Below are 14,197 nucleotides of genomic sequence, written 5' to 3'. Positions count from 1 at the left end.
AACCTTCCGAACTAGGTGGATCACAGTGCTCGGGGTGCACTGTTGGCGGTGGAGCAGTCGGGGCACAGGCCCCAGTAGATGACCTCGGCCTCGTCGATCGCGAAGCCGTGGTCGTCGGACGCGGTCAGGCAGGGCGCCTCGCCGACCTCGCAGTCGACGTCGGCGACGACACCGCAGGAGCGGCACACGATGTGGTGGTGGTTGTCGCCGACGCGCCCCTCGAACCGGGCCGGACTCCCGGCCGGTTCGATACGACGTATGAGTCCCGCCGCGGTGAGCGCGTGGAGGCCCTCGTACACGGCTTGCAGGGAGACATGACCTACGCGATCACGCACCCCGGAGGCGATGGCCTCGACACCGAGGTGGTCGCCGGCCCGGACGGCGTCGAGCAGCGCGACACGCGCCGCGGTCACCCTCAGGCCGGCACCGCGGAGCTCCTCGGCGGGGGTCGGAGTCTGGGATGCGGTCATGCGGCCAACCTACCTCTGTAAACACGAACGATTCAAGAAAACGAACGATGAAACTCTGGTGATCGCCCCGCTGGCGCACATGGCAGCCAACGGCACCCCCCAAAGCGCTAAAAATCATCTTTTCTGACATTGGCGCATGTCTTTGCGTCAAGGCCTCCATCTGGTCGGAATCCCACGCGTACTCGATGGAGGCACATCGCATGCTCCTCAGACATACCGCGGCCGGTCGCCGCGCCGCCCTGACCGCTCTCGGCGCCCTCGCGCTCACCGGCGTCACCACGGCCGCCACGGCCGCGCCGCCGCCGGCACCCGCGTCCACCGCCGCGCAGACGCTCGGTGCCGACCGGCCGCCGGCCGCGGTGGTGCGCGCCATGGAGCGTGACCTGAAGCTGAAGCCGGGACAGGCGGCGGAGCGGCTCGTCAACGAGGCGGAGGCCGGGGTCCGCGCGGGGCGCCTGCGCAACTCGCTCGGCAAGCGCTTCGCGGGCGCCTGGCTGCGGGGCGCGACCTCCGCCGAGCTCGCGGTCGCGACGACGCACGCCGACGACGTGACCGCCATTCAGGCGCAGGGCGCGAAGGCCGTCGTCGTCAAGCACCCCTTGAGCGAACTCCAGGCCGTCAAGGAGAAGCTGGACAAGGCCGCGAACGGCGCCAACACGCGTGACACACCGGTCTGGTACGTCGACGTGCCGACGAACCGGGTGGTCGTCCAGGCGGTCAAGAAGCCGGCCGCGACCGCGTTCATCAAGGCCGCCGGTGTCCAGGACAAGGGCGTGACCGTCCTGGTCTCGGCGGCACGGCCGCGGCCGCTGGCGGACGTCGTCGGCGGCGAGGCCTATTACATCGAGGGCTCGGCGCGCTGCTCCATCGGCTTCTCCGTCACCAAGGACACCCAGCAGGGCTTCGCCTCGGCGGGCCACTGCGGCAACGCCGACGACTCGACCACCGGGTTCAACATGGCGGCGCAGGGCACCTTCGAGGCGTCCACGTTCCCCGGCAAGGACATGTCGTGGGTGAGCGTGAACAGCAACTGGACGGCCACGGCGGACGTGAAGGGCGAGGGCGGTCAGCGGACGCAGGTCACCGGCTCGGTCCAGGCCCTCGTCGGCGCGTCGATCTGCCGCTCCGGTTCCACCACCGGCTGGCACTGCGGGACCATCGAGCAGCACGACACGAGTGTCAGCTACTCCCAGGGCACCGTGGACGGCGTCACCGAGACGACGGTGTGCGCCGAGCCGGGTGACTCCGGCGGCCCGTACATCTCCGGCTCCCAGGCGCAGGGCGTGACCTCGGGCGGTTCGGGCGACTGCACGAGCGGCGGGACCACCTTCTATCAGCCGATCAACCCGATCCTCAGCGACTTCGGCCTGGTCCTGAAGACCGCGACCGCGCAGGCCGGCTCCCCGGCGCCGACGGACAACGGAGCGGCCACAGCATGGGCCGCGGGCCGGGTCTACGAGGCCGGCACCACGGTGACCCACGCGGGCGTGCGCTACCAGTGCCTCCAGAGCCACCAGGCGCAGGGCCGCTGGTCGCCGGGTGCCACCCCGGCCCTGTGGCAGCGGCTGTAGGCGGATGCAGAAGTCGTACGGCTTCCGGTGCGGGGCGCGAGCCCCGCACCGTCCGTCTTTCCGACGGTGCGGCCCGGTCACTGGTCGGCCAGTAAGGCGTACGCGGTGGCGATGAAGGTGTCGCGGGAGCGGAAGCGGCGGGTGCACAGCGCGGCCAGGGCGGTGCCCGTGTCGGGCCTGAAGCCCAGGAAGGCCTGCTGGCCGAGGGTCGCCCCGCTGTGGAAGTACAGCGGCCCGTTGTCCGTGGGGTGCCGGAACCAGGCCATCGTGTGCACGTGCCGGTGACCGAGGCCACGGCGCAGTACAGGGGTGCGGACCGCACTCAGGGCTCCGGCCAGCGGGGAGCCGGCCGGGTCGAGGTGGGCCTCCAGGAACGTCAGCAGATCGTGCGGCGTCGCGCGGACGGCGCCGGCCGCCGCGAAGCCTCCGGCGTCGAAGGCGAGCGCGGGCGTGTGCCCGTCCTTGCCGTGACCGACGGCGTCGGTCTTCGGGTCCTCCGGCCGCAGCGCGGTGCCGTCGAGGCCGAGCGGCCGCAGCACATGCGTGCCGAGGAGTTCCTCCCACGCCGTGCCTGCCGCGGTGGCGAGGGCGTGGCCGAGGACGGCGACGCCGAAGTTGGAGTACTGCCAGCGGGTGCCGGGCCGGTGCCGGGGGCGGTGGCGCAGGAAGGCGTCGACCACCCGCTCGGCGGGGTAGCGGCCGTAGGGGTTGGTGCGCCAGGCGGGCAGTGCGCGCCGGTAGAAGTCGGCGGGCAGCGTGGGCAGTCCTGCCGTGTGCGTGAGGAGGTGCGCGAGGGTCGCCGGGGACGCGCCGGTGCGGCGCCCCGGGTCGAGCCAGGCGGCGGCCGGCTCGCCCCCGGTGAGCAGGCCGCGCCGGATGAGCCGGGCCAGCAGCAGCCCGGTGAACGTCTTCGAGGCCGAGCCGATCTCGTACCGCAGGTCCTCCCGGGGCACGGGAGGGTGCGGGGTGCTGCCACCGCAGTGCAGGGTGCGCCGGCCGTTGCGGGAGACGGCGAAGACCACGTCGGGCGCGTCGATGGCCTCCACCGCCCGCGCCGCACGCTCGCGCAGGGCGTCCTCGTCGTCGGCCGAAGTGGCCCGGCCCGTACCGGCGTTGCCGAGGACGCCGCCCTCGGCCGCCGCGTCCATGTCGTCGTCGATGCCCGGCCAGGGCGGCGGACCGGCGGTCATGTCGTCGCGTGGGTCAGTTCGGACAGGGCCCGCGAGGTGGCCAGGAACGAGGCGAACGCGGCGACCAGGGTGGGGTGGTACACCATGTCGAACAGTTCGTCCGGCTCACCCTCGGGCATCGACCGTACGGCCGGCATGGCGCCGTCGGGCTGCTGCGCGGCGGCGAAGCCCTCCCAGGCCCGCTCGTCCAGCGTGGGCCGCGGCAGACAGGCGTCGACGACGAGGAGTTCGCCGAGCAGGTCCCAGCGCTTCAGGTCCAGCCAGTCGTCGATCCAGACCGGCAGCCAGGTGGCGAGGTAGTCGGCGATCTCCGGCGGCAGCGCCTCCGGGTGCGCGCCCCAGTCGGTGAGGTGGAACACCGTGTGCGTGACGTCGTAGGCGATGTGCCCGCTGACCGTCCACGGCTCGGGCCGGCGGGCGAGCCAGGTCGGAGCCACGAGGGCCGACTCGGGCGGGCGCGGCGTGAGGCCGAAGCGGCGCTGGAACGCGGCAAGTCCCAGGCGCCGGGTCGGGTCGAGTTCGAGGGCCGCCCAGCTCTCGAGCCGGTGGTAGAGCACGGTGGCGCGCTCCACCTCGGGCTCGCTGTACCCGAGTTCCTTGTACGGCAGGTACACCTCGAAGGGGATGGGCGACATCGGCTCGATGCGCTGGCCGCGCGCCAGCATGCGACCGCCGTCCAGGGTGTGCCGCCAGGTGTGGTCCAGCAGCCGCCGGGCCAGGTCGGCCTGCCGGGACCCGGCGACGCCCTCGCGGAACAGCACCCGGCAGATCAGGGCGAGTTCACCGACGGGCTTGAAGCGTTCCAGGAAGCCGATCTCGGGATCGACGTCGGGCTCCAGGCGGAACCCGTCGCGGTGGGCCCACAGCCACTCCAGGGCGCGCACGCCGACGGTGTGCATCAGACGGGTGTCGGTCATCCGGGCACTCCTTGTCCGTCGTGGCGGGTCCGCGCGCGGCCCGCTCGCGATCGGTGACCGTCACCGCCCGCGTCGATGTCGTCGTCGCCCTCGCCGGTGAGGCGCTTGACGGTCTGTGCCGCCGCGAAGGCGGCCATCAGGGTGGAGTGGTAGCAGCGCAGGAAGTCCGGCTCGGGGCCGGCGGTGTCGGCGCCGGGGCCTTCCTGCGGCAGCGCGCCGGAGTCGTGCTGGGCCCGCGCGATGCGGGTCCAGGCGGACCGGAAGGTCGGCAGGTCGGGCGGGGCCGGCAGGCTACCGGCCACGACCAGCAGTTCGCAGCTCAGGTCCCACATCGTGGCGTCCAGGCAGGTGTCGAGCCAGGACGGCAGCCAGTGGCCCAGATAGGCGGCGAGGTCGGCGGGGACACCGGTCGGGACGCGGCCCCAGTCGGTGAGGTGGAAGACGACGTGGGTGAGCGCGTACCCCGAGGAGCGCTCGAACGTCCAGGGCTCCGGCAGGCCGCCCAGCCAGGTGCGCCGCAGCACCTGGGCGGACTCGTCGGGCCGTTCGATGCCGCTGCGCCGCTCGGCCTTCAGCACGCCGAGGCGGCGGGTGGGGTCCTGTTCGGTGAGCCGCCAGCCCCGGGTGCGGGCCGTAGTGGCGGCGGCCGCCTCGTACCCGGGGTGCCGCAGCCCGGCCGCGGCGAACACCGAGTAGACCTCCAGGGGGTAGGTCGCGAAGGGCTCCGACCGCTGGAGGCGGAGGAAGAGTTCGCCGCGGCCGGTCTGCTGCCAGGCGAACCGCAGCAGGTCCGACGCGCACCCGTGCAGCGGGTCCGACGGCGGCAGGTGCGTCCGTACGCTCTGGCAGGTCTGGGCCAGTTCCCCGAGTGGTTTCCAGGTGACGTCGACGTGGGCGTCCTCGGTGAACGCGTCCTCGTCCAGCGCGAAGTCGGCGGTGTGCGCGGACAGCCAGGCGAACGCGGCGGCGCCCACCTCTCGGATGTCCCCGACGCCCATGGCCGTCGCCGTCATACGAGTGCTCCGGCCGCCCGCATGACCCGTGCCGCCTGCACCTGGAGGGTCACCCGGGGATCGCTGCCGCCCATCAACTCCACGAAGTCCAGGCCGGTTTCGAGGCCCAGCGTGTCCGGTACGCCGTCCAGCAGGGTCAGCCAGCGCCCGGCGCCGGCCGCCTGTTGCCAGTCCCTGCGGCGTACCGCCCTCACGAAGCCACGGGCCACGTCGACCGGACGACGACGGGCCGCGCGGGCCACGGCGCAGTCCTCGCCGGGCAGCGCGAGGGGTGCCAGGACCGCGAGTTGGTGGGTCAGTGTCTGCCACGGCGCCTCGTCGAGCCAGTCGGCTCCGGGTTCGGTGTCGTGGTCACTGGTCGGGGGTGGGTCGAGCCGCACCAGGGTGCGGCGCATGGCCCAGTGGCTCCACATCACGGTGGGTGCCGCGTCGGGACGCGGCGGGAAGGCCTCCACCGTTCTGCGGAACGTCTCAAGTGCCTCCGGGGCGGGCGGAGTCGGGAAGAGGACGTGCGGCAGCAGCAGATCCGCTCCCACCACGCGTACGGCCGCGAGGGCCATGCCTCCTTCGACGTCGTTCATCGCCGCGATGCCTGACATGCGCACGTGGTCTCCGCCCCGAAGGGCGGAGACCACGTCGGACGCAATGTCCTGCACAGCGCCCTGCAAGAGGGCCGAAGTGCCTGACTGCTCCATTCAGTCGCTCCCGTTCGTCCGCTCAGCCCTTCTTGGGGCGAGGGGTCGGCGGGGACAGCAGCAGCTTGGTGTCCGCGGAGAGCAGCGCCAGTGCTGCGCACTCGCGGCTGTCGCGGAAGACGCCGTCGGGTTCGGCCGGGTCGAGTGCCGCTTCGAGGTCGGTCCGCACGCCGGTCGTTTCCTCGATCGCCTTGATGGAAGGCATATCACCATCTCCTCTGGGGTCAGCCATAGCCTCCACAACCAAGAGCACCACACAGTCACAAAGCGCGCATCTTTTCCCACAGGGCGCATACGCCACATGTTCAACAGGCGCGGGATCCGGTCGCGCGGGTCCCCACAAGGGGGCCGCCCGGACGCCCCAAGGCGCCGCAGGGCCGCCCGCCAGGTATCCGTCCGGGGAATTGGAATCCAAGTCAACTGAACGGATGTCAGAAATCCATCCCTGAGCTGCCTGGATTCGTTTTAACTCCACTGGGTACAGATGAAGCCCCAACTATGGCCCCCGGAGCGGGAATCCAGTGTTCACCCGAGTTACCGGCCAGTTTCTCGCAGATGACCCGTCGATGGCTGGAGCGGGACCAAGTGCCCGTCCTGAACAGCCCGGTTGGCCGGAGAGTAACGACGGAGGGCCGCCGCGGGATTCAACCAACCCGTTCCGTCGGCGCCGTTCCACTTATCAACGCGTGTTGATTCCTCAGTAACCTCAAAAAAAGCTCAGGGATCCCCGGGTAAACCTGTAATGGGGGTGCGTGGCTCGCTAATCTCCGATTCGAAGGAAGAGCAGGTCACCCACTGTCATCAGACGAGAGGTGCGCATGCGAAACCGTCCGCGGCTCGCCGACCGACCCCCCACCGCCCCCCACCTGGTGCGTGCCGCGACCCCCCACCAGGGTCGCCCATGACCGCCACACCCGCTTTCGTCCCCGCTCAACTCGTCGGCCGGCAGGCCGTGCTCGACACCCTCGACGGGTTCGTGCGACGACTGGAGGACGGTGTCTCCGACATCGCCGTCGTCACCGGTCCCGTCGGCTCCGGCCGCAGCGCGGTCCTCGACCGGGTCGTCGACCGGGCCCGTGCCTCGGGTCTCGCCGTCGGGGTCGCCCGCTGTTCACCACGTGAGTCCCAGCTCCCGTACGGCGCCATCACCCAGCTCCTGGGCACCCTGTGCCGGCCCTCCAGGATCGGTGCTCTCGCCTCCGGCATCGGCCCCACGAGCAGGCCCACGGACACCGTGGCCCGGATGTGCGACACCCTGCTGACGCTGTCGGCCGGCCGGCCCGTGCTGCTGGCCGTGGACGACCTGCATCTCGCCGACCCCCACTCCCTGCGCCGCCTGGTCGACCTGATCCACCGCGCCCGGCAGGGCGCGGTGCTGGGCCTCGTCACCTCCCCCGTGCCGGTCCGTCAGGTCCTCGACGCCGCGGGCGCCCGGCCCGCGGCGCCCAGTTCGGTGCACACCCTGCGCCTCGACGCGCTCACCACCGCCGAGGCGCGCAGCGTGGTCGAGGATCGCGTCGGCCACCCCGTGCAGCGGTCCGTGCTCACGGTGGCCGGGGTCGCCGGCTGGTCCCCCGCCGTGCTGCACGCCGTCGCCGACCGGATCACCGGGCTCGGACGCCCCCTGGACACCGACGCGGTGCCGCAGCTCATCGCCGCCGCCCGCACCGCCTGGTCCACCCGCGCCCTCACCACTCTGCACGGCCTGCCCAAGAACGTGGTCGCCCTGCTGCGGGCCACGGCGGTCGGCGGACACCAACTGGAGCCGGCCCGGCTCGCGGCCCTCGCCGGCCTCGACGCGACCGCGTTCGCCGACGCCGTGGACGCCCTGCGGGCGTGCGGGCTGCTCGCCGACACCGACATTCCCCGGCTGCGCCACCCCTGGTTCGCCGACGACGTCCTGGCAGGCATGACCGGGCCCGAGCGCGACCGGCTGCACCGTCGCGCGGCGTCGCTGCACGGCCAGGAGGGGGCGCGCGTGGGCACCGTGGCCGACATGCTCGGCGACGTCACCTCGCTCGTGCGCTCGTGGACCGCCTCGGACCTCGCCGCGTCCTCCCGCCCCCGGCACACCGTCGACGTCACCACCGCGTCGCTGCGGCACTCGCTGTGCGAGCCGGTGACCGAGGCCGAGCGGGCCCGGCGTCTGATCCGGCTGGCCGCGGCCGAGGCGGTCACGGCCCCGCAGGCCGCCGACGGCCGGCTGCGTCAGGTGATGCTCCGTCACCTCAGCCGCGAGACCTGGCCCGACGTGCTCAACGCCGCAGATCTGCTGCTCAGCCGGGGCGACGCCGAGACCGCGCGCTGGGTGATCGCCGACGTGCACCAGCGGGCCCTGACCAAGATCCCCGACGAGGAGCTGCGCCCGCTGCGCGCCCTCGGCCGGCTCGCCCACAAGGAGAAGGGCGGCCTGCCGCTCGTCGCCCCGCCCCCCGTCCACTCCGACCGGACCGGGCACCCCGCCCAGTCGGCCGTGCTCGCCTGGACCCTCGCCACCCGCGGCGACGAGCGGGACCGGGTCCTCGAGCTCGCCCGCACGGCGCTCGACGAACCCGCGACCGTGCCGTTCATGTGCCGCATAGCCGCTGCGCGGGCCCTGCTGAGCGCGGACGACACACCGGCCGGCCTCGATCGTCTGGACGCCGTCGCCGCGGACGCGCGTGGCGCCGACGCCCTCGCGGCGGCCGCCCAGGCCCTGCTGAGCCGTGCGGAGGAGCAGATACGTCTCGGTCACGGCGAGGAGGCGCTGCGCGAGCTGACCGCCGCCACGCGGGCCCTGCCACCGGCGTCGTGGCACAGCCTCCTCGCCCCGCGCCTGGCCGCCGCCGAGGTCCTCGCCCTGCTCCGCTGCGGCCGCGTGGACGAGGCCCGGCGCGCCTCGGAACGCGCCCGGAACAGGCCCGAGGGCCACAGCGTCACCACGGCCTTCCTGCTGTACGCCCGTGCCGAACTCGCCCTCATCGACGGGGACGCGGCCCGTGCGCTGCTCCTGCTGGAGGAGTGCGGCCGCATGCTGCGGGCCAAGCGCTGGCGCAACCCCATGCTCATACCGTGGCGCAGCGCCGCGGCCGTCGCCCACCACCACCTGGGCGCCGCCGCCACCGCGGACGACCTGCTCGTGAAGGAACGCGAGGTCGCCGAGCGCTGGGGCACGCCCGGTGCCTTCACGGCGTTGCGCGCCCGCACCCTTGAGGCGCTGGCACGCAACGGCGTCGAAGTCCCATGGGCATACGCCGGGTCCATCCCCTCGCCCCGGTCCTCCTGCAACGCTCCGGCAGCGTTGCCCGACGCGACCGCCCCGGCGCCGGACCCGCTCACGCCGTCCGAGCGCGACGTGGCGGACCTCGTCCTGGCCGGGCTCGTCAACCGTGAGATCGCCCGCCGTCTGGGCCTTGCCACCCGCACGGTCGAGCTCCGGCTGACGCACACCTACCGAAAGCTCGGCGTGAAGGGCCGTGCCGCCCTCGTAGCACATCTGCGTGCCCGGCAGGAGGACGGCTGAGCCATGCTGCTGGAGCGCGAGCAGGAGCTGTCCGTACTCAACGAGGCGGTCGCCGAGGCCCGGGCGGGCACCGGCGTCCTCGTCGTCGTCGAGGGCGGGGCCGGCGCCGGCACCACGGCCCTGCTGAACCGGCTGGCCGAGCGGGCCACGGCGACCGGCGCCCTGGTACTGCGCTCCGGCGGCATCCCCGCCGAACGCACCGTCCCCTTCGGCGTGCTGCGCCGGCTCGTGCTTCCGCTGGTCGCCGAACGCGACCTGCCCGCCCCCCTGCTCACCGCGGTACCGCCCATCGCCGCCGGCCCGGACCACCCGGGCCCGGACGGCGAGGCGGGGGCCGTCGTGCGCGCCGACACGCTCCACTGGCTGCACATCCTGTTCGCCGGCCTCAGCGCCGAACGGTCCGTGGTCCTCGCCGTCGACGACCTGGGCTGGGTCGACGACGACTCCCTGGAGGCCCTCGCCCATCTCGCGGCGCGCCTCGACGGCCTGCGCATGCTGCTGGCCGTGGTCCGCAAGGACGGCCTCGGCACCCGCGACCCGCTCGTCGGCGAGATCACGGCGGCCGCCACCCACCGCGTCCGGGCCTGCGGCCTGTCCCGTCGCGGCACCGCGGCTCTGGTGACCCGTCATCTCGGGGACGGCTGCCCCGAGGAGTTCCGCCGGACCTGCCACGACATCACCGGGGGCAGGCCCAAGGACCTGCGGGTGCTGTGCGACCGGGCCCGGCTGCGGCGGCTCGGCGCACCCCACTGGCACACGCAACGCCTGCGCGGGCTGGGCGAGTCGCTGCGCCGCGAGCGGCTGCTTTCGATGCTGCGGCGCGAACCCGTCCTCGACGCCTTCCTCAAGGCCACCGCCGTGCTCGCCGACCAGGCCACGGACGACCTCGTCGCCCGGCTCGCGGGTCTGACCGGGCAGCAGTGCGCGTACGCCCGTGAAGTCCTCACGCACACCTGGCCGCCCGAGCCCGGCCGGGACCGGGCCGCCCATACGCGCGCGGCCTGCGCCGTCGTACTCCAGGCCATGGGTGACGAGGAGAGTTCCCGCCGCCACCGGCAGGCATCGGCCGTGCTCGACGCGTGCGGCGCCGGACCGGAGGAGGTCGCGCTGCCGTTGCTGCACGTCGACCGGCTCGGCGACCCGTGGGAGATCCACCAGCTGCGCGCCGCCGCCGCTGCCGCACGCCGCCGGGGCGCGCCGGAGACGGCCGTGCGCTATCTCGGCCGCGCCCTCGTCGACGTACCGGCCGGCAGTCACGTTCGTGCCGAGTTGTTGTACGAGCTCGGGGTCACCGAGCTGGACCTCGAGTCCCCGGTGGCCGGGCGCCACTTCGTGCAGGCAGCGCGACTGATGCCGAGGCTGCGGCGTCGCGCCGAGGTCGTCTCCAGCACCCCGATGGACATCGTGCGCAGCGATCCCGAGGTCGCCGCGCTGGTCAGGGAGACCGCCGCCGGTCTCGGCACTCCGCGGGAGGGCGACCGGCAGGGCAGCTACCTCGCGATGCGCCTTGAGGCCCGCGCCCGGTACGCGGGGCTGGAGGATCCCGGCCTGGTGACATCGGCGACGCGCCGGCTGCTCGACCTCGACGAACAGCGCCACGTCGCCTCCGCGGCCGAACGCGAACTGCGCACCGTCCTCGTGTTCTCGGCCGCCATGGGCGGGCAGTGCGACCACCGGACGGTGGCCGGGATGGCCCGGCAGGTCCTGGAGGAGGAGCCGGCGCACAGCGCCCTGTCCGGTCTGGCACTCGAACTGCTGCCTCCGGTGCTCTACTGCACGGACAGCCCGCAGATCGTCGCGTCCTGGCTGGCCGCGGCCCGTCTGCACGCCGCGCAGGAGGGCAACGCGACGACGCTGTCCCGGATCGAGGCGGTGCAAGGGCTCGCGCTGCTGTCGCGGGGCGAGGTCGGCGCGGCCCGTGAGTGCGGGGTGCGCGCGCTCGCGCTGACCGGGGGCGGGACGCCCAGGGACCGGGTGCACGCCACTCTCGTCCAGGGCCACGTCGCCCTCGCGGTGAGCGACGCCGCTCTTGCCGAGCGGCTCCTCGAAGGCGCCGAACCGGCCGCCGACCTGCGGATGTTCGCCCTGTTCGGGGCACTGAAGGGGATGCTCGCGGAGGACCGCGGGAATCTGCCGGTGGCCCTCGCGCACTACCTGGACTGCGGGCGGGTTTTGGAACGCGCCGGGTGGGTGAACCCGGCGTTCGCGCACTGGCAGGTCAGGGTCGCCCTGATCCATCACCGCGCGGCCCGGACCGCCGACGCCCTCGCCGCCGCCCGCACCCATCACGAGCGTGCGCTCGCCTGGGGCGCGCCGACCGCGCTGAGCCGGGCGCTGCGTCTGCTCGGCATGGTCACCGAGGGAACGCCGGGAATCGAGTTGCTGCGCCAGGCCGTGGACATCGTGGAAACGGAAGGCAGCCGGCTGGAGTTGGCCCACTCCCTCACCGAATTGGGCAGACGTCTGCGACGGGAATCCCTCCCGGAGGGCGATCGGCTCTTCCGGCGCGGCCGTCGGCTGGCCGCCGAATTGGCCAACGCGCCGGTGGGCGCCGGGACCGGCAGCCCGGCACGCACCGAGCAGGCCCTCACGGCCGGGCTCACCCCGGCCGAGACGAGAGTCGCGGAACGCGCGGCACGCGGACTGAGCAATAGAGAGATCGCAGAGGAACTCGAAACGAGTCTACGGGCCGTCGAAAGACACCTCACGAGCTCCTACCGCAAATTCCGCATTACCGGCCGGGAACAACTGGCCCACGCCATGGGAATGGACGCGACCCGCTAACCTGCCCAGGACGGCATTGATCCATGCTTGCCGACCTGCGCGGAGTTTTGTTCATTGTGTTCACGGAATCCCGGGAACTCAAGGTCGCACTTTTTCCATCATCTTCGCCACCGCACACTCCACCGAGCCCGCCGGTGGCCGCGCAAGTCCCCTGACGTGCACAGTTGCCCACATCTGCATCGTCTGCAGGTCACGTTCACCGGTTACCGAACGGTACTCAAAGGCATCCGCATACGGGACCGCAATGCGCACCGAACCACCGCCGGTGGGTACCGCAGTCTTAACGGTGAATAGGGCCTTGCGAACCCTGTATGCCTTGACATGTATTTTCTCTCGATGGCAATGTCATAGGTGAAGGAACACTCCCCGCTGCGGGATGCACCACTGGTCATGAGCGCTGAGAGAGAGTGGCCCACCCCCCATGAAAAACGCCGGCCTAGACTCCGCAGAGATCCTCCCCGACGCACCGCGGAACTGGTCTCCGGAACCGTATCGCGACAACTATTTGGCGCTTTTCGAGCAGTCCCTCGTTTGCATCGCGAACCTCGATCTGGAATTCCGGATAATGGAGGCCAACCAGTCCTTCGCCCAGCAATTCGCCTGGAGCCCAGGGCAGGGCGCGGGAAGGGACTTCTGTGAACTCCTGCACCCCAGTGTGCAGGGCAAGCTGAAGAACGAGCTGATCCGTCTGGCGGACGGTCAGAGTCCCCGGTTCGCGGACCACTTGGTCGCGCTGGGCGCGCAGGACGCCATATTCCGTGGCGAGATGACCGGAATCGCCGTACGAAGCGGTGTCGGCCGGGTGGACCGCATACTGGTGCTGGTCGACCCGGAGGAGTCCGAGAACGGTCCGCAGATCGCCAACGCACGGCGCAAACTGTTCAGCCCGATGCACGCTCGAATTCTGGAGGGAGTGGCATCAGGCGAGTCGACGGTACAGCTCGCCACGAAACTGTTCCTGAGCCGCGGCGGGGTCGAGTATCACGTCTCCTCTCTACTGCGGAAGCTGAAAGTGACCAACCGGCCGGCGTTGATATCGAAGAGCTATTCCCTCGGTGTCTTCGCCGTCGGTCAGTGGCCACCGCGGGTACGCCCGGAGTTCGTGTCCGAGTGACCGCGACCGGTTCACCGCTTCGAAGGCCCCGCCGTTTTCGCCGGCGGGGCCTTCGGGGCTTTTCAGGAGCCGGCCGCACGGGCCGCGTCGAGCTCCGTGAGGATCTCGGCGTACACCTCGTTCAGGTGGCCGGTGAGGTAGAAGTGGCCGCCCGGGAAGACCCGCATCCGGAAGGCGCCTTCGGTGTGGTCGCGCCATGCCTCGGCCTCCGCGAGAGTCGTTCGCGGGTCGGAGTCGCCGGTGAGCACCGTCAGCGGCCCGCGCATCCGGCGCTCGGGCGGGCAGGTGTAGGTCTCGATGGCCCGGTAGTCGCCGCGGATCGCGGGCAGCGCCATCCGCAGCAGTTCGTCGTTTCCGAAGACGGCCGCGTCGGTGCCGTTGAGGAGCCGCAGTTCGTTGATCACCCCTTTGTCGTCCTGCTGGTGCACCTGCTCGTCCCGGTGGGAGGAAGGGGCGCGCCGGCCCGAGGCGATGACGGCGCGCGGCGGGTTGGCGCCGAGTTCCTCCAGCCGCAGCGCGGTCTCGAACGCGAGGACGGCACCCATGCTGTGGCCGAAGAACACCGTGGGCTTGTCGCTCAGTTCGCGGATCTCCTCGCACAGCAGGTCCGCGAGCTTGCCGATGTCCTCGACGCACGGCTCGGTGCGCCGGTCCTGGCGTCCCGGGTACTGGAGCGCGACCACGTCGGTCTCCGGGGCGAAGCGCACCGACACGGGGTGGAAGAAACTGGCCGAACCGCCCGCGTGCGGAAAACAGACCAGCCGTACGGCGCTGGGGGCGGCGGGGTGGTAGCGGCGGATCCACGCCGTGGTGGCGTCGTCGGCGATACGCGACATGGGCGTCCTTTCCAGAGCTTTCGTCGGTGCGGCGGCGGCAACCGGCCCGCCGTCGCCGCCCATTGAACGCAAGGCGCCACCTGCAAAACCCTAAACTTCGCCGCC

Annotated in this window: 11 protein-coding genes; 4 read left to right on the top strand and 7 right to left on the bottom strand. The window is 72.1% G+C overall.

Annotated elements, in window-relative coordinates:
• Nucleotides 1–20 precede the first annotated feature (20 nt).
• Nucleotides 21–470 (bottom strand): Fur family transcriptional regulator, encoded by a 450-nt coding sequence (locus PGH47_RS38195; protein ID WP_093748167.1) that lies wholly within the window; start codon nt 468–470, stop codon nt 21–23.
• A gap of 200 nt (nt 471–670) precedes the next feature.
• Here PGH47_RS38195 and PGH47_RS38190 point away from each other — a divergent pair, with 200 nt between their 5' ends.
• A complete protein-coding gene (locus PGH47_RS38190) occupies nt 671–2,041 on the top strand; it encodes an alpha-lytic protease prodomain-containing protein (protein ID WP_271667243.1) in 1,371 nt (456 codons plus the stop codon).
• Between the two features lie 77 nt (nt 2,042–2,118).
• On the opposite strand, the gene PGH47_RS38185 is transcribed toward PGH47_RS38190, so the two are convergent.
• Genes PGH47_RS38185 through PGH47_RS38165 form a run of 5 tightly spaced genes read right to left on the bottom strand, consistent with a single transcriptional unit; the run spans nt 2,119 to nt 6,061 of the window.
• Complete coding sequence (locus tag PGH47_RS38185; RefSeq protein WP_271667242.1) at nt 2,119–3,231, bottom strand: serine hydrolase domain-containing protein; 1,113 nt, start codon at nt 3,229–3,231, stop codon at nt 2,119–2,121.
• A complete protein-coding gene (locus tag PGH47_RS38180) occupies nt 3,228–4,148 on the bottom strand; it encodes a DUF6895 family protein (protein WP_271667241.1) in 921 nt (306 codons plus the stop codon). The genes PGH47_RS38185 and PGH47_RS38180 overlap by 4 nt, the downstream gene beginning before the upstream one ends.
• Entirely contained in the window at nt 4,145–5,161 is a 1,017-nt protein-coding gene (locus tag PGH47_RS38175; protein WP_271667240.1) for a DUF6895 family protein, read from the bottom strand. Before PGH47_RS38175 ends, PGH47_RS38180 begins: the two co-directional genes overlap by 4 nt.
• On the bottom strand, nt 5,158–5,856 hold the full coding sequence (locus tag PGH47_RS38170) for a hypothetical protein (RefSeq protein WP_271667239.1): 699 nt from the start codon (nt 5,854–5,856) through the stop codon (nt 5,158–5,160). The genes PGH47_RS38175 and PGH47_RS38170 overlap by 4 nt, the downstream gene beginning before the upstream one ends.
• 22 nt (nt 5,857–5,878) lie before the next feature.
• Complete coding sequence (locus PGH47_RS38165; protein WP_030958898.1) at nt 5,879–6,061, bottom strand: hypothetical protein; 183 nt, start codon at nt 6,059–6,061, stop codon at nt 5,879–5,881.
• Between the two features lie 696 nt (nt 6,062–6,757).
• Between PGH47_RS38165 and PGH47_RS38160 the strand changes: the two genes are divergently transcribed.
• From PGH47_RS38160 to PGH47_RS38150, 3 genes are all read left to right on the top strand, one after another.
• The gene (locus tag PGH47_RS38160; protein ID WP_271667238.1) at nt 6,758–9,358 is read left to right on the top strand and encodes an AAA family ATPase; all 2,601 of its coding nucleotides are present in this window, start codon (nt 6,758–6,760) and stop codon (nt 9,356–9,358) included.
• A 3-nt stretch (nt 9,359–9,361) separates the two neighbouring features.
• On the top strand, nt 9,362–12,142 hold the full coding sequence (locus tag PGH47_RS38155) for an AAA family ATPase (RefSeq protein WP_271667237.1): 2,781 nt from the start codon (nt 9,362–9,364) through the stop codon (nt 12,140–12,142).
• 421 nt (nt 12,143–12,563) lie between these two features.
• Nucleotides 12,564–13,256, top strand: a complete 693-nt coding sequence (locus PGH47_RS38150) for a LuxR C-terminal-related transcriptional regulator (protein ID WP_271667236.1) — start codon at nt 12,564–12,566, stop codon at nt 13,254–13,256.
• A gap of 62 nt (nt 13,257–13,318) precedes the next feature.
• Here the strand turns inward: PGH47_RS38150 and PGH47_RS38145 are convergent, their stop codons facing one another.
• A complete protein-coding gene (locus tag PGH47_RS38145) occupies nt 13,319–14,092 on the bottom strand; it encodes a thioesterase II family protein (protein ID WP_271667235.1) in 774 nt (257 codons plus the stop codon).
• Nucleotides 14,093–14,197: the final 105 nt, after the last annotated feature.

The sequence above is a fragment of the Streptomyces sp. HUAS 31 genome (genome assembly GCF_028198125.1).
GTDB lineage: Bacteria > Actinomycetota > Actinomycetes > Streptomycetales > Streptomycetaceae > Streptomyces > Streptomyces chartreusis.
This window is presented reverse-complemented; position numbering and strand designations above follow the sequence as displayed.

What these genes read in the sequence shown, in the direction of transcription:
- PGH47_RS38185 (WP_271667242.1), bottom strand. Translation starts at nt 3,231, where the DNA reads ATGACCGCCGGTCCGCCGCCCTGGCCGGGCATCGACGACGACATGGAC.
- PGH47_RS38145 (WP_271667235.1), bottom strand. Translation starts at nt 14,092, where the DNA reads ATGTCGCGTATCGCCGACGACGCCACCACGGCGTGGATCCGCCGCTAC.
- PGH47_RS38150 (WP_271667236.1), top strand. Translation starts at nt 12,564, where the DNA reads ATGAAAAACGCCGGCCTAGACTCCGCAGAGATCCTCCCCGACGCACCG.
- PGH47_RS38180 (WP_271667241.1), bottom strand. Translation starts at nt 4,148, where the DNA reads ATGACCGACACCCGTCTGATGCACACCGTCGGCGTGCGCGCCCTGGAG.
- PGH47_RS38175 (WP_271667240.1), bottom strand. Translation starts at nt 5,161, where the DNA reads ATGACGGCGACGGCCATGGGCGTCGGGGACATCCGAGAGGTGGGCGCC.
- PGH47_RS38155 (WP_271667237.1), top strand. Translation starts at nt 9,362, where the DNA reads ATGCTGCTGGAGCGCGAGCAGGAGCTGTCCGTACTCAACGAGGCGGTC.
- PGH47_RS38165 (WP_030958898.1), bottom strand. Translation starts at nt 6,061, where the DNA reads ATGCCTTCCATCAAGGCGATCGAGGAAACGACCGGCGTGCGGACCGAC.
- PGH47_RS38160 (WP_271667238.1), top strand. Translation starts at nt 6,758, where the DNA reads ATGACCGCCACACCCGCTTTCGTCCCCGCTCAACTCGTCGGCCGGCAG.
- PGH47_RS38195 (WP_093748167.1), bottom strand. Translation starts at nt 470, where the DNA reads ATGACCGCATCCCAGACTCCGACCCCCGCCGAGGAGCTCCGCGGTGCC.
- PGH47_RS38190 (WP_271667243.1), top strand. Translation starts at nt 671, where the DNA reads ATGCTCCTCAGACATACCGCGGCCGGTCGCCGCGCCGCCCTGACCGCT.
- PGH47_RS38170 (WP_271667239.1), bottom strand. Translation starts at nt 5,856, where the DNA reads ATGGAGCAGTCAGGCACTTCGGCCCTCTTGCAGGGCGCTGTGCAGGAC.